The sequence below is a fragment of the Cohaesibacter sp. ES.047 genome (genome assembly GCF_900215505.1).
GTDB lineage: Bacteria > Pseudomonadota > Alphaproteobacteria > Rhizobiales > Cohaesibacteraceae > Cohaesibacter.
The window spans coordinates 3,632,476-3,654,096 of the sequence record NZ_LT907844.1; the positions used below are offsets into that span (position 1 = coordinate 3,632,476).

The 21,621-nt window shown below is 54.5% G+C and carries 19 protein-coding genes; 13 read left to right on the top strand and 6 right to left on the bottom strand.

What is annotated here, in order from left to right:
• Positions 1 to 62: 62 nt before the first annotated feature.
• The 3 genes from CPH65_RS16605 (at position 63) to CPH65_RS16615 (ending at position 2,309) form a co-directional block, all read left to right on the top strand.
• Positions 63 to 815, top strand: coding sequence for an AzlC family ABC transporter permease (locus CPH65_RS16605; RefSeq protein ID WP_244574434.1), 753 nt, complete (start codon positions 63 to 65; stop codon positions 813 to 815).
• Entirely contained in the window at positions 815 to 1,111 is a 297-nt protein-coding gene (locus tag CPH65_RS16610) for an AzlD family protein (RefSeq protein WP_096174901.1), read from the top strand. The genes CPH65_RS16605 and CPH65_RS16610 overlap by 1 nt, the downstream gene beginning before the upstream one ends.
• Positions 1,112 to 1,262: 151 nt before the next feature.
• A complete protein-coding gene (locus CPH65_RS16615) occupies positions 1,263 to 2,309 on the top strand; it encodes a dipeptidase (protein ID WP_096176467.1) in 1,047 nt (348 codons plus the stop codon).
• 147 nt (positions 2,310 to 2,456) lie between these two features.
• On the opposite strand, the gene CPH65_RS16620 is transcribed toward CPH65_RS16615, so the two are convergent.
• Positions 2,457 to 3,044, bottom strand: coding sequence for an NYN domain-containing protein (locus tag CPH65_RS16620; protein WP_096174902.1), 588 nt, complete (start codon positions 3,042 to 3,044; stop codon positions 2,457 to 2,459).
• A 375-nt stretch (positions 3,045 to 3,419) separates the two neighbouring features.
• Between CPH65_RS16620 and rpoZ the strand changes: the two genes are divergently transcribed.
• From rpoZ to parC, 10 genes are all read left to right on the top strand, one after another.
• Positions 3,420 to 3,824, top strand: coding sequence for a DNA-directed RNA polymerase subunit omega (gene rpoZ, locus CPH65_RS16625; RefSeq protein WP_096174903.1), 405 nt, complete (start codon positions 3,420 to 3,422; stop codon positions 3,822 to 3,824).
• Positions 3,825 to 4,290: 466 nt separating this feature from the next.
• Positions 4,291 to 6,519 (top strand): bifunctional (p)ppGpp synthetase/guanosine-3',5'-bis(diphosphate) 3'-pyrophosphohydrolase, encoded by a 2,229-nt coding sequence (locus CPH65_RS16630; protein ID WP_096174904.1) that lies wholly within the window; start codon positions 4,291 to 4,293, stop codon positions 6,517 to 6,519.
• Positions 6,520 to 6,738: 219 nt separating this feature from the next.
• Complete coding sequence (locus tag CPH65_RS16635) at positions 6,739 to 7,350, top strand: DUF2062 domain-containing protein (protein WP_096174905.1); 612 nt, start codon at positions 6,739 to 6,741, stop codon at positions 7,348 to 7,350.
• A gap of 40 nt (positions 7,351 to 7,390) precedes the next feature.
• A complete protein-coding gene (gene acpS, locus CPH65_RS16640) occupies positions 7,391 to 7,807 on the top strand; it encodes a holo-ACP synthase (RefSeq protein ID WP_096176468.1) in 417 nt (138 codons plus the stop codon).
• Positions 7,808 to 8,061: 254 nt separating this feature from the next.
• The gene (gene lepB / locus CPH65_RS16645) at positions 8,062 to 8,817 is read left to right on the top strand and encodes a signal peptidase I (protein WP_096174906.1); all 756 of its coding nucleotides are present in this window, start codon (positions 8,062 to 8,064) and stop codon (positions 8,815 to 8,817) included.
• Positions 8,818 to 9,059: 242 nt separating this feature from the next.
• On the top strand, positions 9,060 to 9,767 hold the full coding sequence (rnc, locus tag CPH65_RS16650; RefSeq protein ID WP_096174907.1) for a ribonuclease III: 708 nt from the start codon (positions 9,060 to 9,062) through the stop codon (positions 9,765 to 9,767).
• Positions 9,768 to 9,800: 33 nt separating this feature from the next.
• Positions 9,801 to 10,733 (top strand): GTPase Era, encoded by a 933-nt coding sequence (era, locus tag CPH65_RS16655; RefSeq protein ID WP_096174908.1) that lies wholly within the window; start codon positions 9,801 to 9,803, stop codon positions 10,731 to 10,733.
• Between the two features lie 135 nt (positions 10,734 to 10,868).
• Positions 10,869 to 11,609, top strand: a complete 741-nt coding sequence (recO, locus tag CPH65_RS16660) for a DNA repair protein RecO (RefSeq protein ID WP_096174909.1) — start codon at positions 10,869 to 10,871, stop codon at positions 11,607 to 11,609.
• Positions 11,610 to 11,764: 155 nt separating this feature from the next.
• A complete protein-coding gene (locus CPH65_RS16665; protein WP_096174910.1) occupies positions 11,765 to 12,841 on the top strand; it encodes a hypothetical protein in 1,077 nt (358 codons plus the stop codon).
• A gap of 224 nt (positions 12,842 to 13,065) precedes the next feature.
• The gene (gene parC / locus CPH65_RS16670; protein WP_197703870.1) at positions 13,066 to 15,306 is read left to right on the top strand and encodes a DNA topoisomerase IV subunit A; all 2,241 of its coding nucleotides are present in this window, start codon (positions 13,066 to 13,068) and stop codon (positions 15,304 to 15,306) included.
• Between the two features lie 6 nt (positions 15,307 to 15,312).
• On the opposite strand, the gene CPH65_RS16675 is transcribed toward parC, so the two are convergent.
• From CPH65_RS16675 to CPH65_RS16695, 5 genes are all read right to left on the bottom strand, one after another.
• A complete protein-coding gene (locus CPH65_RS16675) occupies positions 15,313 to 16,341 on the bottom strand; it encodes an endonuclease/exonuclease/phosphatase family protein (protein WP_096174911.1) in 1,029 nt (342 codons plus the stop codon).
• Between the two features lie 123 nt (positions 16,342 to 16,464).
• Positions 16,465 to 17,211: an arginyltransferase gene (locus tag CPH65_RS16680; RefSeq protein ID WP_096174912.1), complete on the bottom strand. Its 747-nt coding sequence runs from the start codon at positions 17,209 to 17,211 to the stop codon at positions 16,465 to 16,467.
• Positions 17,212 to 17,299: 88 nt separating this feature from the next.
• Entirely contained in the window at positions 17,300 to 19,129 is a 1,830-nt protein-coding gene (locus CPH65_RS16685; protein WP_096174913.1) for an SLC13 family permease, read from the bottom strand.
• A 372-nt stretch (positions 19,130 to 19,501) separates the two neighbouring features.
• The gene (locus CPH65_RS16690; protein WP_096174914.1) at positions 19,502 to 20,029 is read right to left on the bottom strand and encodes an RDD family protein; all 528 of its coding nucleotides are present in this window, start codon (positions 20,027 to 20,029) and stop codon (positions 19,502 to 19,504) included.
• A gap of 257 nt (positions 20,030 to 20,286) precedes the next feature.
• Positions 20,287 to 21,525 (bottom strand): threonine ammonia-lyase, encoded by a 1,239-nt coding sequence (locus CPH65_RS16695; protein ID WP_096174915.1) that lies wholly within the window; start codon positions 21,523 to 21,525, stop codon positions 20,287 to 20,289.
• Positions 21,526 to 21,621: the final 96 nt, after the last annotated feature.

Consider the following 21,621-nt stretch of genomic DNA (forward strand, 5'->3'; position numbering starts at 1 on the left):
ACCTTTGGACGATACTGTCCTATAGAAGGTTCATGACAAAAAAGCGCCTTCCCGACGATAGCATGACACCGACACTCCTGTTTCTGGATGGCGCCAAGCGGTCCATTCCGGTTATTCTGACGGCGGGGCCATTTGGTGCCCTGTTCGGAGCCGTTGCCGTGGATGGCGGCATGAGCGTGTTCGAGGCGGTTTTGATGAGCGCCACGATCTTCGCCGGTGCCAGCCAATTGGTCGGCATTGAGATGTTTGGGCAAAATATCCCGGGCTGGTTGATTGTCCTGTCTATCTTTGCGGTCAATTTCCGCCATATCCTATACTCTGCATCCGTTGGCCAGAAGATCAGCCACTGGTCATTTGGTCGCCAGATGCTGGCCTTTTTCTTTTTGGTGGATCCGGCCTATGCCGAAGCTGAACGTCGATCTGAATTTGGCGAGGAAATACAGGTTCCTTGGTATTTCGGCCTCGTGATCGTCACCTATATTGGCTGGGTCAGCATGACATGGCTGGGCGCAATCTTCGGCAATTTTCTTGAAGACAGCCACACCTGGGGCATTGATTTCATTTTGCCCATCTATTTCGCAGGTCTTGTGCTCAGTTTTAGAAAAAGAACATTTTGGCTGCCGGTTGTCGCTATCAGTGCGGCAGCTTCGATTGTTGCCAACTATACGATCGGGTCTCCATGGCATGTGTCCATTGGTGCGATCTGCGGCATTCTGTTTGCCGCAATATTCTCGCCTAATGCCCAAGCCAAAAATCAAGATGATAGCGGTCAGACGCCCAATCCATCGCACGGTGCAAAAGAGGGTAGCCAGTGATGTCCTACAATGTCATCCTTATCCTTTGCGGCGCTCTGGTCACCTATCTCACGCGTATTGGGGGCCATTTGGTTCTTTCGCGTTTCGACCGCATTCACCCGCGTGTTCAGGCAGGTCTTGATGCCGTGCCCGCAGCCGTCCTGACAACGCTCGTCGCGCCCGCGACGATCAACGCAGGGCCCAATGAATGGATCGTCATGGCCGTTGCGATTCTCGCCGGTTTTCGATTCTCGCTTATCTATATTGTGGCGATTGGTACTTTCTTGCTTGTCATCCTGCGCCATTTTTCAGGATAAAAAAGCCTGAATTCAAGGCCACTATTCAAGGAAAGACGCCACTAAGGATGGTCAACTCGATCCTTGGCTACTATGGTAACCTCGTTTAACAACCAAAAGGGCGCTCCATTCGCGGGGTGCTTTGAAGCTGACGAGGATGCCCCAAGGCGGTATGACAGATAACGCAGTTCCAATATTTGATGGCCATAATGACACACTGCTTCGCCTGGACATGGCCAGACGCTCCAATAAGACGATCTCTTTCTTGAAGGGCGACAAGAGCCTTCATATCGACTTTCCAAAAGCGCAGGCCGGCGCTTTGGCCGGCGGTCTCTTCGCCATCTTCGTGCCGCCGCCTCAAGAACCCGGCAAACCGCTTGAGTTCTCGCAAATGCAGCAGGAACTTGATCAGGGGTATGCACTGAACCAGACCCTGTCGATGATGGCTGGCGCCTTTCGCTTGGCGCGGCAGTCCAAAGCTCGGGTACAGATCTGTCGGTCCAGCCTCGAAATCAAGATGGCAATGGAAGACGGAGCCGTTGCGCTCATGCTCCATATTGAGGGCGCTGAGGCGATTGATGCTGACTTTGACGCGCTCGAGGTTCTTTACGCCGCTGGTTTGCGGTCACTGGGGCCTGTCTGGAGCCGCAGCAATATTTTCGGTCATGGTGTGCCATTCAATTTCCCCGGGTCGCCCGATCATGGTCCGGGCCTGACCGACGCAGGAAAAGAGCTGGTTCGAGAATGCAACAAGCTCGGTATCCTGATCGACCTGTCCCATCTCAATGAGCAGGGCTTCTGGGATGTAAACAGCGTTTCAACAAAGCCTCTGGTTGCCACCCACTCGAACGTCCACGCGCTCTGCGAGTCACCGCGCAATCTAACCAACGACCAGCTTACCGCGATCGCAGAGAGCAAAGGTTTGGTCGGCCTGAACTATGCGGTCGGTTTCCTGCGCTCCGATGGGGACAAGTTCAACCGGGATGTTTCGCTGGATCGGATGGTCGATCACATCGCCTATCTTCTTGACTATCTTGGAGAAGACGGGGTGGCGCTTGGCTCTGATTTTGATGGCGCGATGGTTCCGAACCAGATCAATGATGTGTCTGGAAATCAGGCTTTGATTGCCCAGATGCGCGCGCGTGACTTTGGCGATGATCTGATCGAGAAGATTGCCTATCGAAACTGGATTTCGATGCTCGAAAAGACTGGAATCTGACGCCTCACAGGCCCCAAATCTGGAGCTCTGGACATAGCTCCAAAAGGGATATTGATGCGCCAAAGCGCATCAAACCTGACAGTTGAGGGGCCGATTGATTGACATCTGCGTCGGCGAGAGCCTGCTGACGGGAAGGGGATCAGGAAATCAGTCTTCCAAATCCTGATCTTCGTAGTCATCATGCACCGGCGCGCGCTGCGGACGATCAGAGGCGTCGCGACCAATCCGATCCGCGATATGGGCGAGATCAATGAAATGGTCTGCCTGTCGACGCAACTCGTCGGCGATCATCGGCGGCTGGGTCGACATGGTGGAGACCACGCTCACCTTGCGGCCACGACGCTGCAAGGCTTCAACAAGCTTGCGGAAGTCGCCATCGCCGGAAAAGATGACAAAATGGTCCACATGCTCGACCAGTTCCATCGCGTCGATGGCCAGCTCGATGTCCATATTGCCTTTGATCTTGCGGCGGCCGGCTGAGTCGGTGAATTCCTTCGTCGGCTTGGTTACGACATGATAGCCGTTGTAGTCGAGCCAATCAATGAGAGGCCGGATTGAGGAATATTCCTGATCTTCCGCCAAGGCAGTGTAGTAATAGGTTCTCAGCAGATACCCTTTACCGCGAAACTCTTTGAGCAGGCGCTTGTAGTCGATATCGAACCCAAGCGTCTTTGTGGTGGCGTAGAGGTTGGCGCCGTCTATGAACAGCGCAACCTTTTCTCGAGGATCGAACACGGGGGCTTCCTTCTTATATAATGGTTCTCGTTGGATCCGGCTTCACGTGAGGGGAGTTGACTTTGTCGCATGGCGCGGCGAAAATTGCCTGAAAAGAATGAAACGCTCTTTAATGCGTCTGATCAATGGAAACAGAAACTGCAATCACATGAAATCAAATCGATTCCTATTCTATATTGAAAACATGAGAATAACTATGCTCTAAAGCAAATTAGTTGAAATTTGCCAGAGCAATTGAGCGAAAATTTGACGAGCCAACGTTAAAACTCCCCAAAAAATTCGGTTATTCCAATTGAAAAACACGTTTCTGGCCTTGTCAAGCAAGGGTATAAGCTTTATTGCAAGGGGTGAATCCCCCCATTCAGGAGATGCTATATGGCACGCGTGACCGTTGAGGACTGCGTTGATAAGGTTGAAAACCGCTTCGAACTGGTGCTGCTTTCGGGCCACCGCGCTCGCATGATTTCAAGCGGCTCATCCATTACCGTTGATCGCGACAACGACAAGAACCCCGTCGTTGCCCTGCGAGAAATCGCAGATGAGACCGTTTCTCCGGGCGACCTCAAGGAAGACCTCATTCATTCCCTGCAGAAATATGTGGAAGTGGACGAGCCGGAAACCGATGATGTTCAGATGATCACGGCTGATGAAGCTGCGACCACCGAATATGAAGATGTCGTAAGCGAGCCCAAGAACGAGATGGTCTTCGATCAGATGTCAGAAGAAGAGCTGCTGCGCGGTCTCGAAAGCCTCGTTCCGCCAGATCGCAGCGATGATTGATCTGCGCGACGACTGAAGTCGTCGATCAAGACAAGACAAAATTCAGGCGGGCCAGAGCGGCCCGCTTTTTTTATGACTGTCGTTGGGTCAATTCCTTCGATCCTTTCGGTAACATCGGTGCCAAACCGATGCGTGCACGCGATCGCACCTGTGCCGGACGGGTGTGTAATGCGGCGCAACAGTCATCAACTCGGACCTGTCCAGTGGTCCGGGTGGCCCTCACATTCAGGTGTGGTATTTTTATAGAATCTCATTGATGGCAGGTATTTGGCAAGTATTTCACCTCTATCATTTGCCATGAGAGAGGGAAGGACCTGTCCAAAAAGAAGAACGGAAGGTGCTTGCCTTTCTGCCTTCGGATCACATATCTTTAGGGGACGTTGTTCTTCCACAAAATCGTGTAACAATAAAGTCAGAACGTCTGATCCATCGAAAGGGTCAGGGTTTGTAAGGTACCTCACTTGCCATGATGCGTCAGTATGAGCTCGTTGAAAGAGTTTCTAGCTACAATCCAAATGCCGATGAAGCCCTTTTGAACAAGGCTTATGTCTATTCCATGCAAAAGCATGGAGCGCAGAAACGCGCCTCTGGTGATCCCTATTTCGTACATCCTCTGGAAGTGGCCGGTATCCTGACCGATCTGCGGCTCGATGACGGCACAATCGCGGTCGGTTTGCTGCATGACACGATTGAGGATACCGACGCAACCCGCAGCGAAATCGACAATCTGTTCGGCGCGGAAATTGGCAAGCTCGTTGAGGGGTTGACCAAAATTGCCCAGCTTGATCTCGTCTCGAAGAGAACCAAGCAGGCGGAAAACCTGCGCAAGCTCCTGCTGGCGATTTCCGATGACGTCCGCGTTTTGATTGTCAAGCTCGCCGACCGTCTGCATAACATGCGCACGCTGCATTTCGTGCCAGAGCACAAGCGCTCTCGCATCGCTCAGGAAACCATCGATATCTATGCCCCTCTGGCAGAACGCATGGGGATGCAGGATATCCGGGAAGAGCTCGAAGGGCTGTCCTTTCGATATATCAACCCCGAAGCCTATGAAGCGATTTCCCAAAAGCTGGAAGAAGTCCGCGTTACCAACAAGTCGCTCATTCAAGAAATTGAGGGCGAGCTGACCAAAGTCTTTGAAGAAAAGGGGCTCAACGCGAGGGTGCGCGGGCGCGAGAAGCAGGCTTACTCTGTTTTTCGCAAGATGCAGCGCCAATCCATCGGTTTCGAGCAGTTGTCCGACATCTACGCCTTTCGCGTCCTCGTTAATGATATCGAGAGCTGCTATCAGGCACTTGGCATCGTTCATACGATTTGGCCCTCTGTTCCCGGGCGCTTCAAGGACTACATCTCGACGCCAAAACCAAACGATTATCAATCGATCCATACAACGGTGATCGGACCAGGACGGCAGCGTGTCGAGCTTCAGATCCGCACCCACCAGATGCACCAATTCGCAGAATATGGTGTCGCCGCCCACGCACTTTACAAGGACGTCACCGGCAAGACCAAGGGCGGGCGGTCTCTTGGCAAGTTGGCCAAGGACAGCAAGGCTTATGCATGGTTGCGCCAGACGGTGGAATTGTTCGCGTCTGGCAACTCGGCTGAAGAGTTTATGGAGCACACCAAACTTGAGCTGTTTCAGGATCAGGTTTTCTGTTTTACGCCCAAAGGTCGCGTCATAGCGCTGCCGCGTGGGGCCATTCCCATCGATTTTGCCTATGCGGTTCACACCGGTATCGGCAACACCTGCATCGGTTGCAAGATCAATGGCGCCATCATGCCTCTGGTTACCCAGTTGAATAACGGCGACGAGGTTGACATCATCTGCTCGAAGGCCCAGACACCACCAGCTGCGTGGGAGAGCATTGTTGTGACCGGCAAGGCAAGAGCCGCGATCCGCAAGGCCACTCGTGTTGCGGTGCGTGCGCAATATGCGGGCCTTGGCGAGCAGATTTTGAGCAATGCCTTCAAGCGTGCAGATCGCGCCTATTCAGAAGACCAGCTCAAGGTCGGTCTTACCCGTCTGGGTTATCAGACTGTCGAGGATGCATTGGCCGCTGTCGGACGCGGCGAGTTGCCCTCTCGCATGGTGCTTGAGGCCGTCTTCCCGGACTATCAGGATCAGCGCGCAGCGCAGAGCGAGGGAGAACGCGGTGAGGGCTGGTTTGGCCTGAAGCAGGCTTCGGCCATGAAATTCCGCATTCCCGGCACCAGTACCAAAAAGAAAAACGACGCCGATAATGTCTCGATCCCCATCCGAGGGCTTTCGGGCAATCTGCCGGTTTCGTTCGCACCCGAAGGGGGTGCTGTCCCCGGAGATCGTATCGTCGGAATCTTGACGCCGGGCAAGGGGGTAACCATTTATCCGATTCATTCCCCATCCCTGAGCCATTTCGACGACAGTCCCGATCTCTGGCTGGATGTGCGATGGGAGATTGACGAAGAAAACTCCGAGCGTTTCCCGGCACGGCTCAAGGTGAGTGTTTTGAACGAGCCGGGTGGTCTTGCAGAAATCGCAACCGTCATCGCTGATAATGACGGTAATATCGAAAATATCAAGATGGATCAGAGGGTTAGTGACTTCTTTGAAATGATCATCGATGTTTCGGTCTGGAACCTCAATCACCTCAACCGGATCATCGAGCAGGTGAGGAGCAAGAAATCAATCTCCAAGGTCGAAAGGGTCAATTAATCTCGGGCGGGTTTGGCGGAGCGCTTTTGGGGTTTGCCTAACGGCAATAAAATTCGTGTAGATGACATCTTGTGAGCAAATTGTTTGTGTTTATTCGGTATAGTTTGATTTCACCACTGGTCGCTGACAGGTGGGGGCTGTATACCCAAGACACGCAAATTCAGGAGTAATGATCTGGTGACAAATCCACTGGACAGAGTGAGGGAAGCGTAAGGGCTCGTGCTTTTTCGACGCAGAAATAAACCTAAGCTCCTTGAGCGCATTCGAATCTTTTTGTGGCCGCGCCGCAACTGGCTCCGATCAGGCAAGTACTTCATCAAACGAATCCTGCGCTTGTCCGGCTCACCGTACATGATCGCAGCAGGTGTGGCGGCGGGTGTCTTTACATCCTTCACACCTTTTCTGGGATTTCATTTCCTCATCAGTTGGGCCATCGCTTTTTTCATTGGCGGAAATTTGCTCGCGGCGGCAATCGGAACGGCAGTCGGCAACCCGATCACCTTTCCCTTCATCTGGGGCGCAACCTATTCGACAGGCTGTTTCCTGACGGGCAGGCGCATTGTCGAAGGCCAGATGCACAGTCTCAAGCACGATCTGGTGCACGAGTCATTTTCCGCAATCTGGCCGACGATCAAGGTTATGGCGATTGGCGCTATACCGGTGGGACTGGTTTTTGCTGTCCTGTTCTATTTCATTACCCGACAAGCGGCCGTAGCCTATCAGAAGCGCCGCAAAGCCTTTCTGGCGCGTAAGGCCTTCGAGGCTGGCCGCTGGCGCACCGCGATTGCTGAGCACGAAGCGGGTGGAACAGATCACAACCACGCGGTCTAGATTACCCATTCAAAACAAACACTTGGTGGCTGAGACAGACATGATCATTGGCACCGGCAACGACCTGATCGATATTCGCCGTATCGAAAAGTCCCTCGAACGGTTCGGGGACCGCTTCATCAACCGCATTTTTACGCCACGCGAGCAAGCCAAGTCCGAGAAAAGAGCCCAGCGCGCCGCCTCCTATGCCAAGCGGTTTGCTGCCAAGGAAGCCTGTTCCAAGGCGCTTGGCACAGGGCTATCCCATGGCGTGTTCTGGCGCGACATGGGTGTTTCCAATCTGGTATCGGGTAAACCGACAATGGTTCTGACCGGCGGCGCGCTTGACCGGCTCAATGCAATGATCCCGGATGGTTTCACGCCGCAGATAGACCTGACAATCACCGACGAGTATCCAATCGCCCAGGCCTATGTGATCATTTCAGCACGCCCGGATAGTTGGCCTGCGCCGCAATAGACATCTTTCTTGTCATTCTTTTCTTCTAAACACAGGTTTGCCCAACTTGGGTGCAACTCAATGGGCCTAAATTTTGTTGCATGAAGCCCTTCGATGGCCTATGCACTCTGAGTAATAGGACAGGAACGAGCCCGCCATCTTGACCGCTTCGAGACCTTGCCTCTCGTTGCTTATGGCCTATTTAAAAGGATCGTTCGTGCCTGCCCCGGATATCAGGCGGCCCCGACAGGATCGGGCCCCGAGTGGAAAAGAGAATGAGCGTGTCGGACGATAGCATGAAAGAAACCGAGGGCGGTCTTGGTGATACCATCAAGGTGATTGCCCAGGCCCTGGTGTTGGCTCTGGTGGTACGGACCCTTCTGTTCCAGCCCTTTTCGATCCCTTCGGGCTCGATGAAGTCGACTTTGCTGGTCGGGGATTATCTCTTTGTCTCGAAATACAGCTACGGTTACTCGCGCTACTCAATCCCCTTCGGTCCTCCGCTGTTCTCTGGTCGCCTGTTCGGCAGCCAGCCGGAGCGCGGCGACGTTGTGGTCTTCAAGCTGCCGCGTGACAATGCCACCGATTATATCAAACGCGTGATCGGACTTCCCGGTGACAAGATTCAGATGATCGGCGGTCAGCTTTATATCAATGGCAAGGGTGTCGAGCGCACCAAAATCGAAGATTTCATCGACGAGGACGAACAGGGCAACAAGGTTCGCGTGACGCGCTATGAGGAAACCCTTCCAAATGGCGTCAGCTATGACACGCTCGATCTTCGCGAGAACAACTATCTTGATGACACCCCTGTCTACGAAGTGCCCGAAGGGCACTATTTCATGATGGGCGACAACCGGGACAATTCCTCTGACAGTCGCGTTCTCAGCGGCGTCGGCTATGTGCCGTTCGAGAATCTGATCGGTAAGGCTCAGGTGATCTTCTTCTCCATCGGAGAGGGCAAGGCTCCATGGCAGATCTGGACGTGGCCGAGTGCTGCTCGTTGGGATCGTTGGTTCACCGGTCTTTGAGAACAGCACAAGCGGGTTTCATCGCCAGAGCCTGTCAGTCGTCCGGTTTTGATTGACGACGCATCAAAAGCTGATAGACAAGTGCGACCACTGGTCGAGATATGCCGCGTGAGGATGGATCCCTCTCGCGGCATTGTCGGTTTTCCGCCTGAATTGTGATATAGACGGAAACGACTCCATTGCACTCATACGATCGCTGGCTGTGGGCTGCCAGTAGAAGAGAATACGAAGAAAGGGTAAGGATGAAACGGCTAGACGTAGGCAAGCTGCAAGATCATCTTGGCTACAAGTTCAAGGATGTGGGCCAGCTTGAAAGAGCGCTTTGCCATACAAGCACGGTTGCATCACCAAAAATGCAGGTTGAGCAGACCTATCAGCGGCACGAATTCCTCGGAGACCGTGTGCTGGCTGTTGTGGTTGCCGATATGTTGCTCAAGGCCTTCCCCAAGGCTGATGAAGGAGAACTTGCACGTCGTTTCAACGGGCTGGTGCGCAATGAAACATGCGCTGATGTTGCTCGGGAAATCGGCGTCGGGCCCTTTATCCGTCTCGGCGAAGGCGAGGCACAGGCCGGTGGTCGCAAAAAAGAAGCCATCCTGGGCGATGTCTGCGAAGCCATCATAGGTGCGGTCTATATAGATGGTGGCCTCGATGAAGCCAGCAAGATTGTGACCCGATATTGGGAAAAGCGGATGCTGGATTGGTCCGGACCGTTGCGCGATCCCAAAACCACCTTGCAGGAATGGGTTCAGGGCAACAAGTTGCCGCCACCCGTTTACAGCCTCATGGAACGAACCGGCCCAGATCATGCGCCAGAATTCACCCTCAAGGTCAAGGTACCATCCCTTGAACCGGCCGTGGGCAAGGGCTCGTCAAAGCGGATCGCAGAACAGGAAGCGGCCCGCTCGATGCTCATCAGAGAAGGACAGTGGAACGACGATCAAGCCTGATCCCGTTCCGATTACCTACCGCTTAGGACACATATGACAGATACATCCTCTCAAGACACACAGACACCCGATATGAAGACCCGTTGCGGCTATGTCGCCCTCATCGGCGCACCCAACGCGGGTAAGTCAACGCTGGTTAACAAGCTCGTTGGCTCCAAGGTGTCGATTGTGACGCACAAGGTGCAAACCACCCGATCCCTCATCCGCGGCATTGCGCTCAAGGATGATCGGCAGATGATCTTCGTCGACACGCCCGGCATCTTCGCACCCAAGCGTCGCTTGGAAACCGCCATGGTGAACACCGCCTGGGGTGGGGCCAAGGATGCTGACTGCATCGGCCTGATTGTTGATGCCCGCAAGGGCATAAACGAGCAGATCGAGAATATTCTCGAGCGCCTCGCAGACATCAAACTGCCAAAGGTCCTGATCCTCAACAAGATCGACCTGGTGAAGCGCGACAGCCTTCTGGCGTTGGCCTCAAGGTTGAATGAACAGGTCGAGTTTGAAGCAACTTTCATGGTGTCCGCTCTCAATGGCGATCACACCGATGATCTGCTCGACTATTTCGCCGACAAGATGCCCATTGGACCGTGGCTCTATCCCGAAGACATGATTTCAGATCTGCCCATGCGTCAGTTGGCCTCTGAAATCACCCGCGAAAAGGTCTTCATGCGCCTGCATCAGGAGCTGCCCTACGCCTCGACCGTTGAAACAGAGACGTGGGAGCAAAAAAAAGATGGCTCGGTCAAGATCGAACAGGTGATCTATGTCGAGCGCGACAATCAGAAGATGATTGTGCTGGGCAAGGGCGGCAAGTCGATCAAGGCCATTTCTACGGCCGCGCGCGAAGAGTTGTGCGAGCTTCTGGAGACCAAGGTCCATCTGTTCCTCTTCGTCAAGGTTCGTGAGCGCTGGGTCGATGATCCGGAACGCTACCGCGAAATGGGACTGGATTTCCCGCTTTAATCTGGCCCACAATCAGGCAATAAAGGGTGAGGCTGACCATAAATATGCCTCACCCAGAGCCTCTGCCGCACGCCATATGTGCGTGACCTGTTTCGCGGCTTTTCTTTCCCCTTAAATCAGTTCAATCTCTGAGCCATGGAATGGACAGACGACGCAATCATTCTGGGCACCAAGCGTCACGGCGAAACCTCGGTTTTGCTGGAGGTGATGACGCGCAGTCACGGCCGTCATATGGGGCTGGTGCGGGGAGGGCGCTCGAAGCGACTTCAGCCGGTTCTTCAGCCTGGCAATGGTCTTCGTGTTACGTGGCGCGCACGCCTTGAGAATCATATCGGCCAATTCACGGCAGAACTTGACACCTCACGAGCAGCGGCCCTGATGGCCAAACCGCTCGGGACATACGGCATGCAATTCCTTGCGGAACTCACGCGCCTGCTGCCTGAACGAGACCCGCACCCCTATCTCTTTAATGCTCTTAGCGTGATCGTTGATGAACTCAAAGAAGGCGATATCGCCGGCGAGCTCTTGGTGCGCTACGAACTTGCGCTGCTCACCGAACTCGGGTTTGGCTTGTCGCTGGATCGCTGCGCTGCCACGGGACAAACCGGGGATCTCATCTATGTTTCGCCAAAGTCGGGCAGGGCGGTTTCCGCTGAGGCAGGGCGGCCCTATCAGGACCGGATGCTGCCGCTCCCGGCATTTCTCAAAGGGCAAGCTTTGGGCAACCGGCTGACCTTTGCCGAACTGTCGGACGGTTTCCGCCTCAGTGCCTATTTCCTTGACAAGCATCTCTATCAGCCGAACGGGGCGACATCGCCTTCGATCCGGGCCAGCTTCATTGATGCCATCCGCCGGGATCTTGACCTCTCAGAGTGACCACATCTGATGGGGTGGCCGAAACCCTCTCAGAACGCACATATCGCATCTTGCCTGTTACGCCAAAATACTTAGGATGGTGGGCGTCCAAATTCGGGGTGTATGCTTTGTTCAAATATATGAAATCACGAAAATTATTCTTATCACTGTTTGTTGTGACCGCTACTGGTTTTTCTGTCTCCGAGGCGTCAGCGAACTCCAATTATGCAGACATCGCCAAAGCGACCTGCTCTGGCAAGCTCAGTGGTCTGAAAGAAATCCGGGAAGGGGCCTATGAGAGGAAATCGCCCAGCGCGATGCTCTGGCTTCGCTGGCTTTACATGAACAAGAAATGTGAAAGCACCTACACCGGCTCAAAGTCAAAGGCAAAAGAGCTGCTGTTGATGGCGGCTGATGCGGGAGATGCAGGCGCGGCACGAACCGTGGGACGGAATATGATCAGGGGCACCGGCGGATTTGATGCCAACATCAAACAGGGCAAGGAGTATCTCTTCGACTCAGCAGATGCAGGCGAAATCAATGCGGCTATCGATCTGGCTGAGGAATTTGCGTCCGGTGAATATCTCAAGCAGAATTTTAAGACCGCCCAAAATCTCGTTGACTGGGCAAAGCGTCGTGACCACTCAAACAATTTCCGCATCAGAGCGCTTGAGATGAAACTCAGCTTTCAGAGGTCAAAAGCAAACCCAAACAAGAACAAACCCAAGGTCGCCAAATCCAAGTCCGCCAAGACCCAATCTGCCAAACCTCAAAAGGCGAAAGCCAAGGCCGCTGACCAAGGGACCAAGGGAGAGCTTGTCTATTCCGGCATGCCTTTGCAGCTGGAATGCTGGCGCTATGTTGACCTCAAGTCGGCGATCACGGACAATCTGATGAAGGCGACGCGCCAAAACGAGCAGCGCACTGCAAAGCGCGATGCAGTCAAAGAGGGCAATGGCCTGCTCAAGGTACATAATTTCTACTATTTCGATGTTGTGACGCAAGATATGCTTGATCACAGCAAGCACAAAAAGAATGTTGGCGTGGCGGAGAAAATCAGTTTCTACAGCTCAAGAAAACCACCGAAATGCACCGCTACATCCACGATCTATGCAACGCGCAACGACATGCTTGGAACAATAAAGAAGCATTATGTGCGCGTCTGGCCTGCAAATGAGTTGAACTGGCGTCTGGTATCTGTTCCGTCGGGCACACTGTCGAAGCTGGCGAATTTGGGAATAGTCGTTCGCTAAGGCAACGCTTGATGTCATGGTGACTCGGAAATGGAAACGCTCGGGCTTTCAAGCATCAGGCGTTTTTCCGTGGCCCCAACGCCGCGGCAAGAAGTGGAACCACCGCAAGCAAAGCGATTGTTTGAGACTGCGTCGATCCTTTGGGGTAACTCGGGGTGAAACGAAGTCTTGCAATTGCACGAATCGGCCAATTTCGCTAATCAGAGGCCCACAGGAGACCGAAATTGGGAAACGATATCGTAAAGTCTGGGACACTCGAGAGCATCAACCTGCGCGAAGCGCTGGAAGAGCGCTATCTCGCCTATGCCCTGTCCACCATCACGCAGCGTGCCCTGCCGGATGTTCGCGACGGCATGAAGCCGGTACATCGACGCATCCTGTTTGCCATGCGGCAGCTCAAGATGGACCCAAACGGCGGCTTCAAGAAATCCGCACGTGTTGTCGGTGATGTGATCGGTAAATACCATCCGCACGGTGATACCGCCGTTTATGATGCCATGGTGCGCCTTGCGCAGAATTTCGCCTCGCGCTACCCCATGGTTGATGGTCAGGGCAACTTTGGTAACATCGATGGTGATAGCGCCGCCGCGATGCGTTACACCGAAGCCCGCATGACCGAAGTCGGCCGCCTTATGATGGAAGGCATCGATGAGGACGCTGTTGATTTTCGTGAGACCTATGATGGCGAAGACAGCGAGCCCATCGTCCTTCCGTCCAGTTTCCCCAATCTGTTGGCCAATGGTTCAAGTGGGATTGCTGTCGGCATGGCCACATCGATTCCGCCGCACAATGTGTCCGAGCTGTGCGAAGCCTCGCTGCATCTGATCAAATATCCCAACTGTTCCGATGAAAAGCTGCTCGAACTGGTCCCCGGACCGGATTTCCCGACCGGCGGCATTCTGGTGGAAGGCAGAGAGCAAATTCTCGATGCCTATCGGACAGGCAAAGGCGGGTTCCGGGTTCGCGCCAAATGGCACAAGGAAGAGATGGCTCGTGGCGCCTATCAGATTGTCGTCACCGAAATTCCCTATCAGGTTCAGAAATCGCGCCTTATCGAGCGGATCGCCGATCTGATCCAGAACCGCAAGTTACCGCTTCTGGTGGACGTGAGGGACGAATCCGCTGAAGACATTCGCGTGGTGCTGGAGCCAAAGAACCGCACGGTCGATGCGGATCTTCTGATGGAAGCCCTGTTCAAACTCACTGACCTTGAGAGCCGCATACCGCTCAATATGAACGTGCTGACGGATGCTGGCGTGCCTAAGGTTCTGGGGATACGCTCGGTTCTTCAGCACTGGCTTGATCATCGCCGTGATGTCTTGCAGCGTCGGTCGCGGCATCGCCTTGCCAAGATCGAGCATCGCCTTGAAGTCCTCGATGGCTATCTGATTGCCTATCTCAATCTTGATGAGGTGATCCGTATCATCCGCTTCGAGGACGAGCCAAGAAACGAATTGATGAAGGCCTTTAATCTCACCGAGGTACAGGCCGACGCGATCCTCAACATGCGTTTGCGGTCCTTGCGCAAACTCGAAGAAATGGAAATCCGCACTGAGCATGATAATCTCAGCAAGGAGCGGGACCAGATCATCGAACTGCTGGGATCGGAAGACCTGCAATGGAAGAAAATTTCCAAGCAGATTCGTGAGATCTACAAGACCTTTGGCCCGGAAACGGACCTTGGCGCTCGTCGCACCGGGTTCGGCGAAGCTTCCGAACGTGACATCGAAGACATCAATATGGCACTCGTCGAGCGCGAGCCCGTGACGCTCGTGCTGTCGGAAAAAGGCTGGATCCGTGCATTACGGGGACATATAACCGACTTCTCGACCCTCAACTTCAAGGACGGGGACAAGCTCAAATTTGCCTTCCACGCAGAGACGACCGACAAGCTTTTGCTCATGGCCACATGCGGGCGCTTCTATACGCTCCAGGCCGACAAGCTGCCCGGTGGGCGCGGCCATGGCGAGCCGATCCGCGTGATGATCGAGATGGAGCCCGGCATCGATGTGGTCGACATGTTCGTGCACAAACCCGGACGCAAGCTTTTGCTGGCCTCAACGGATGGGCGCGGTTTCATCGTCAACGAAGACAATCTCATCGCCAACACCCGCAAGGGCAAGCAGGTGCTCAATGTGTCGGCTCCCAATGAGGCCAAGATCTGTGTTGAGGCCAATGGGGACCGGATTGCGGTGATCGGCCAGAACCGCAAGCTTCTTGTGTTCGAAGCAGAACAACTGCCGGAGATGAACCGCGGCAGGGGCGTGATGCTTCAGCGCTACAAGGACGGCGGCATATCCGATGCCAAGGTGTTCAAGGCAGAGGACGGACTAAGCTGGCATGATAGCTCGGGCCGCACCTTTACGAGATCACTGGATGAGATGACAGAATGGCTCGGCGAGCGGGCTCAGGCCGGACGCATGCCGCCCAACGGCTTCCCGCGCAGCAACAAGTTCGAAAACTAAGCCGTCTCAGCGTTTCGGGATATAGAGCGTTGTGAGGATCGGCCAATGGTCACCCAAGAGCGCCGATGCCCTGACAACGGGACCTGACGATAGGGTTGGGCCCGTGAGGACGTGATCAAGGCTCAGGAACGCCGGGGGTGACAGCCCCTTGATCTTGGAGAAGGGGGCCGGGAAAGTTGGCAAAAACTGGCTCCGGCGCGAAAAGCCGAGCTGATCGGCAAATCCGTCAACCGCAAAGGACCATCCGGTGGCATTGAAGTCACCGGCGACAATCTGGTTGGGGTTGTTGGCGGCGTCAACTGCGATGATCTCAGCCGCACGCTTGAACTGTGTCTGCTTTGCTGACAGCGGCAGCGGCCAGCCAAAATGAACATTGTAGAGTCTTAGCGGCGCTCGCCCCGGCGCATTGATGGTTGCCGCGAGCATCTTGCCGTGAATGGGATTGCGTCCAGGTCCATCATTGAGATCAAAATGCTTGATGTCTGTGAGCGGATATTTCGACAGGATGCCGAGCGTGCAGGTTTTCCAATCGTCACACTTTGCCTGATGCGGATAGGCCTTATTCAGAGCCTGCTGCCTGCGGAACCGCTTGGGCGGAAACTCCTGCAAATTCACCACTTCAGGATTGTGCGCAAGGATTGATCGCGCAAGTCCGTTTCCATCCCATGTGCCCAGATAGATGTTAAAACTCATGAGTTTGAGAGGGGCGCGATTTTGCTCAATGAGCATCGATGGGTCAGCTTCTGCAGAAAGGACGCGGCGGACGGCGTCCGGGCCAAGGAGCAGTGTTGAGCAGATGAGGGGAACAAGGAGCAAAAGCTGGACAGGGCGACGAAAGGCCGACTTTTGAAAAGGCCAGATCAGACTGGCGGCAAGTCCGGCGATGGTGGCAATAAAAATCAGCAGCTGGAAGTGATTGACCAGATCAAAGATGGCGAAGACACCGCCCAAGAGACCGGAGACCGCCAGCAACGCAGCCACAATGGCTCCGACCAAAATGGCAAGGTCGAGGAACGCACGCACTCTTGATATCATGTTGCTATTGGAGCCTCACGTTGCGGGTCGTTTGAAAGGCGTCTGGATCGTGCAGCTTTGTGGCAATGGTGTGACCAGTCAACCGTGGTCCACCTCGCAGCGCCGAATTTGTCACAAAAGTGCCTATTCAAGAAGTTCCCAGCCCTGATTGCCGAGAAATTCCAGCGGCTTAAAACGCGACTTGTAGGCCATCTTGTCAGAATTCTTGACCCAATAGCCCAGATAGACGTGGTCGAGGCCTTCCTGCTGGGCGCGGCGTATATGGTCAAGAATGATGAAGGTGCCAAGGCTTCTTTTTTCCATGTCCGGACGGAAGAAGCTGTAGACCATAGAGGTGCCACCTTCGATGCGGTCGGTGAGCGCGACCCCCACGAGGTCCCCCGTCGAGCGTCCCGTTATGCCACTGTCCGGATCACGCAGGCGATATTCGATCACCATGGTATCAATATGGGTTTCCTCGATCATTTCGGCATAATCGCCGTGCGACATCCCAACCATTCCACCGTCTTCATGGCGCGAATTCAAATAGCGCGAAAACAACTCATATTGTTCACTGGTTGCCACGGGCGGGCCAACTCGGGCGATCAGATCCCTGTTGCGCTTGAGGACACGGGTCTGGTTGCGTGTGGGAGAAAAGAGCGGCGCCAACACCCTGACTGATAGGCAGGCCCGGCAGCGCTCGCAGGCCGGGCGATAGGCAATGGTCTGACTGCGGCGAAAGCCACCAAGGGACAGGATGTTGTTCAGCCGAGCAGCTTCCTCGCCCACCAGATAGGTAAAGACCTTTCTCTCCATTTCCCCTTCAAGATAGGGACATGTCTGCGGGGCGGTCAGATAGAATTGAGGATGCTCTAGAAGGTGGCTCGTCATATATCCCGGACTCAATTATTGCAGTCTTATGAAAACACGTTTCACAGGAATTGAAAAGAGTCGTTTGAGGGCTGATCTCTCATGACCGCTAGCCGATGCCATAGTACCATGGTGCGATGAAGGAGAAACTGAGCCATACGATGATCATCAGCGGAATGCCAGCATAGAGAAAGTCGAAGAATCGATAGTGGCCCGGCCCCATGACGAGCAGGTTTGTCTGGTATCCGATCGGGGTGGCAAAGGAGCAGTTGGCCGCGATGATCACGGCAATGATGAACGGCTCAGCGGGCATTCCCGACTGTTGCGCAATCGACAGGGCGATTGGGGTGAACAGCACCGCCGTTGCATTGTTGGACAGGATGTTCGTCAGGACTGCAACGAGCAGGAAGAGGCCGGAGAGGATCACCGGCACGGAACGCCCTTGCATCAGATCGACAAAAGCACTTGCGATGAAGGTCGCGCCCCCCGTTTTCTGCATCGCGACGGCTGCGGCCAGAGATGATCCAACCAGCATATAGATCCGGCTATCGAGTGCGCGAAGGGCTTGCCTCATGTTGATGCACTTGCTGACGATCATCAGGAAAGCCCCGCCAAGGGCCGCCGTGGCAATCGGCAAAATGCCCGTTGAGGCCGTGAGGGCAGTCAGAAGAAAGATCAGCAATGCACGAAACGCGTAACGTCTTTGCGGTATCTCGGTCTTGGACAGCTCGATCAAAAGCAGGTCCTTGTTCATGCGTAGCGCTTCAACGTCGTCCCGTGCGCCGCCGACCAGCAGAACATCGCCGGCTTCGAGCCGTATGTCGCTCATGGCCATTCTGGGCATCCGCGAGCGGCGCTGGACGCCAAGAGCAAGACATTTGGTCTTGGCGCGCATGCCGGACAACTCAAGGGTCAGGCCGGTCATGCGCGAGGCGGGCGGCACAATAACTTCGGCCAGCGTGAAGTCGGATTTGGGTGAGAAGTTGGCCACTTCCTCATCCTTGCCATCCGGTGCAACGGTGTGACCGCCTTTCAAGGCTGCCGTCAGGGCCTGACGGGTCGCTGCGACCACCACAGTGTCGCCGGGTCTGAGAACAATGCCATCAAAGGGTGGCAGGTGAGGGGTCTCTCCCCGCTGTACCAGACGAACTGTCATGTCCTTGAGCATGGGAAACATTCCAGCCACGGACTTCTGACCCACAAGGGCATCGCCATGGGAAATTGGAATTTGCGCAATGAACTGTTTGCCTGTGGTCTGGCCGAGCTCATCGCGCATGCTTTCGCGGCGTATGAGAATGCGCGGCATGATGAACAAGGCATAGATCGCACCGATCCCGGCCACCATCGATCCGATGGCAGTGAAGTCGAAGAATGAGAGATCAACCACCCCTTCCTGACGCGCAGCTTCCGCAACGAGCAAGTTGGTCGAGGAGCCGATCAATGTTGTCATGCCGCCCAGAATCGAGACGAACGATAGCGGCATGAGGACCTTGGAGGTGGAAAGGCGCAGGTTGGAGGCAACGACCGTCATGATCGGCAGGAACATCACCACAACCGGCGTGTTGTTGATGAAGGCGCTGATGACTGCGACCGTGATATAGACGCCTATGAATGCGAGATAGCGCTGCCTCTTTGCCAGACGGGTTATAAATTGCGACGGTCCATCAAGGGCATCGGTCTGAAACAGGGCCTGCCCGATCACCAGAAGGGAAAGAACCGAAAGCAAAGCTGGATTGGCAAATCCCGAGAGCAGATCGTCAACGGCGAGAAGCTCGGCAGCATCATTGCCTGAAGGCAAGCCGACGAAGATCAGCATCAGCAGCAAAAGAGAGCCGAGTGCCGTTACTTCGATGGCGAAATATTCCAAAGCGTATGAAACAATTGTCAGTCCGATTACCGCAAATGTGAGCCACATTTGCATCTCGACGGTCAGCTGCATCAAATGGACGATCCTTGCTAGTCGGGACTGGGGGCGGTCTGTCAGTGTTCCCCAAAAGGAAAAACCAGAACCCTTTCAAAACGGCCCGGTCCCGTGAGCCGAAGGGAAAGTTCTTGTATCAATTATATCAGGCATTTATTGCAAGTCTACGGATGCGTAGACTGCCCTGTCAAAATGCATCCTTGTGGACATGGAAGTCGCAATCCCGTCTGGTTCGGCCTGATCGTGATTCTGACTATAAGCAGGTTTTCAATGAAAACGTAAGGACAATTCGGCGCATACAAAAGTGTAAAATCGAAATATCAACGGCCCTTTTGGTCGCTCAGGGCACAAAAAAAGCCCGCACAATGTCGGGCCCTTTGCCGTGTCGTATCAGGAGGCCTGATACGTCCTTTGGTGTTCTAGTTCGCGCAGCGCATCCCTGTCAACAACCACAGTGCCCAGCACGATATCGTGCAACAATTGTTTGCGGCGGGTGAAAAGGCCGACAAGAATGATGAACGGGGTCAATATAGACCCGGCAACCCAGAACAGCAGACTGTGCATGACTGCGAGCAATGCATAGGGCTTGGCACCATACCACAGACGCATTTCAAGGCCCATCATACGCATTCCCGGTGTGGCTGCCTTATAGCTGCCGAGCGTCAAGGCCGCATAGCCAAGGGCTGCTACCGGGAAGAGAATGGCATAAAGCAAAAAGCCAAGCCCGAGAGTTACGACGCCGAGCACCGCGATCACAAAAGACAGGATGACCATCAGAATCATGATCATGACGGCATCAAAAAGGAACGCCAGAGCCCTGCGGGACAAAATTCCATCGAACAAGGCAGGATGCTTTGACGGGTCAAAAGCCTGCTGTCTGTCACTGGTATGGTCGTGAGCCGTTTCGGCTGGGGTCATCGGATGGTCGATCCTCTCTGGTCACAAGAGCAATGCAGATGGCACAAACCTGTCGCTCTCACCTCGTGGCTGCGCCGTCTTTCAACAGATTGTGATGCCGCCATCCCATTTCAAGAGAGGCCCGCCTGTTTGATGGTGAAGCCGATGGGATGGCATCCCCACAAATCAGAAAGCCGCCTTTCAGCGATTCACGATTATGATTCGTTCGCAATAGGATACGGAAAATTCCTCATGTGTTACTCTAAATAGGGGAGCCGTCATTCGGGTGGATTGAGATGCTCGACATGATGTCCTTTGGCTTCAATGCCCTCGATGATTTCGCGGGCATGATCAGCACCTCGGGTCTCAATTGTGATGTCGATGGACGCCCCCCGAACCGGCACGTTGAGGAAAGTCCTGTGGTGATCAACTTCCAGAACATTGCCGCCCAGATCGCCGATCACGGTGGAGATTTCGCCTAAGATTCCGGGACGATCCGGGATGGTGATCCTCAAACCGACGATCTGTTGTTTGCGGCCCAACTGGCGCACGATGATCGAGGACAGGAGGCGCGGATCTATGTTGCCTCCGCACAGGACAAGGCCCACTTTCTTGCCCTTGAAACGATGTGGCTCGGCAATGATTGCGGCTAGCCCCGCAGCGCCAGCCCCTTCTGCCATGGTCTTGAGATGCGTCGCATAGGCGTTGATTGCCTGCTCGATCTGTCGCTCCGAGACGAGGATGATGTCAGAGACAAGATCTGCCGCGATGAGGGCAGGCAGCTGCCCGGCCTTTTTCACCGCGATTCCTTCGGCCAGCGACTGGCCGCCGCAGGCGAGGTCAACGCCCTTGAGTTCATTATACATGGTCGGATAGAGTTCTGTTTCCACGCCAATGATCTCTATCTCCGGCTTGAGTCCCTTGGCAGCAATCGAGACCCCGGATATCAGGCCGCCACCACCGATCGGAATGACGAGAACATCAAGATCCGGAACATCGGTGATCATTTCCAGCGCCACGGTGCCCTGTCCTGCGATCACATGAAAATCGTCATAGGGATGCACGAAGGTGAGGGCCTTTTCCTCAGCCAGTTTCATGGCCGCTTCGCCCGCCTCGGCGACGGTCTCGCCTTCGAGAATCACATTGGCCCCGTTTGCCTTGGTCGCAGCGACTTTTACGAAGGGCGTGAATTCGGGCATCACGATGGTTGAAGGAATGCCAAGGCGCGTTGCATGCAGCGCCACGGCCTGGGCATGATTGCCGGCCGACATGGCGATCACGCCACAGGCTTTTTGGTCTTCGCTCAGGGATAAAAGCTTGTTCAGTGCGCCGCGTTCCTTGAAGGCGTTGGTTACCTGCATATTGTCGTATTTGACGTAAATATTGGTGTCTAGGATCTGCGACAGCTTGGGTGCGGGCAGGGTGGGCGTGCGCAGAACCGATCCCTTGATCTGCTCAGCGGCCTTGAGAATATCGGTCAGGGACGGACGGGCGGGAAACTGGGTCTTGTCTGTCATTGATCATACTGTCCTTTTCAAACCGGCGTGCGCAGACTGTGCCTCAAGAGGGCTCTGGTTTCAAATACAATGAATTGGTTTTTGGTCTTTACCAGA

Excerpts from the sequence above, each read along its gene's own strand:
- CPH65_RS16605 (WP_244574434.1), top strand. The coding sequence starts at position 63 with ATGACACCGACACTCCTGTTTCTGGATGGCGCCAAGCGGTCCATTCCG.
- CPH65_RS16610 (WP_096174901.1), top strand. The coding sequence starts at position 815 with ATGTCCTACAATGTCATCCTTATCCTTTGCGGCGCTCTGGTCACCTAT.
- CPH65_RS16615 (WP_096176467.1), top strand. The coding sequence starts at position 1,263 with ATGACAGATAACGCAGTTCCAATATTTGATGGCCATAATGACACACTG.
- rpoZ (WP_096174903.1), top strand. The coding sequence starts at position 3,420 with ATGGCACGCGTGACCGTTGAGGACTGCGTTGATAAGGTTGAAAACCGC.
- CPH65_RS16630 (WP_096174904.1), top strand. The coding sequence starts at position 4,291 with ATGATGCGTCAGTATGAGCTCGTTGAAAGAGTTTCTAGCTACAATCCA.
- acpS (WP_096176468.1), top strand. The coding sequence starts at position 7,391 with ATGATCATTGGCACCGGCAACGACCTGATCGATATTCGCCGTATCGAA.
- lepB (WP_096174906.1), top strand. The coding sequence starts at position 8,062 with ATGAGCGTGTCGGACGATAGCATGAAAGAAACCGAGGGCGGTCTTGGT.
- rnc (WP_096174907.1), top strand. The coding sequence starts at position 9,060 with ATGAAACGGCTAGACGTAGGCAAGCTGCAAGATCATCTTGGCTACAAG.
- era (WP_096174908.1), top strand. The coding sequence starts at position 9,801 with ATGACAGATACATCCTCTCAAGACACACAGACACCCGATATGAAGACC.
- recO (WP_096174909.1), top strand. The coding sequence starts at position 10,869 with ATGGAATGGACAGACGACGCAATCATTCTGGGCACCAAGCGTCACGGC.
- CPH65_RS16675 (WP_096174911.1), bottom strand. The coding sequence starts at position 16,341 with ATGATATCAAGAGTGCGTGCGTTCCTCGACCTTGCCATTTTGGTCGGA.
- CPH65_RS16680 (WP_096174912.1), bottom strand. The coding sequence starts at position 17,211 with ATGACGAGCCACCTTCTAGAGCATCCTCAATTCTATCTGACCGCCCCG.
- CPH65_RS16685 (WP_096174913.1), bottom strand. The coding sequence starts at position 19,129 with ATGCAGCTGACCGTCGAGATGCAAATGTGGCTCACATTTGCGGTAATC.
- CPH65_RS16690 (WP_096174914.1), bottom strand. The coding sequence starts at position 20,029 with ATGACCCCAGCCGAAACGGCTCACGACCATACCAGTGACAGACAGCAG.
- CPH65_RS16695 (WP_096174915.1), bottom strand. The coding sequence starts at position 21,525 with ATGACAGACAAGACCCAGTTTCCCGCCCGTCCGTCCCTGACCGATATT.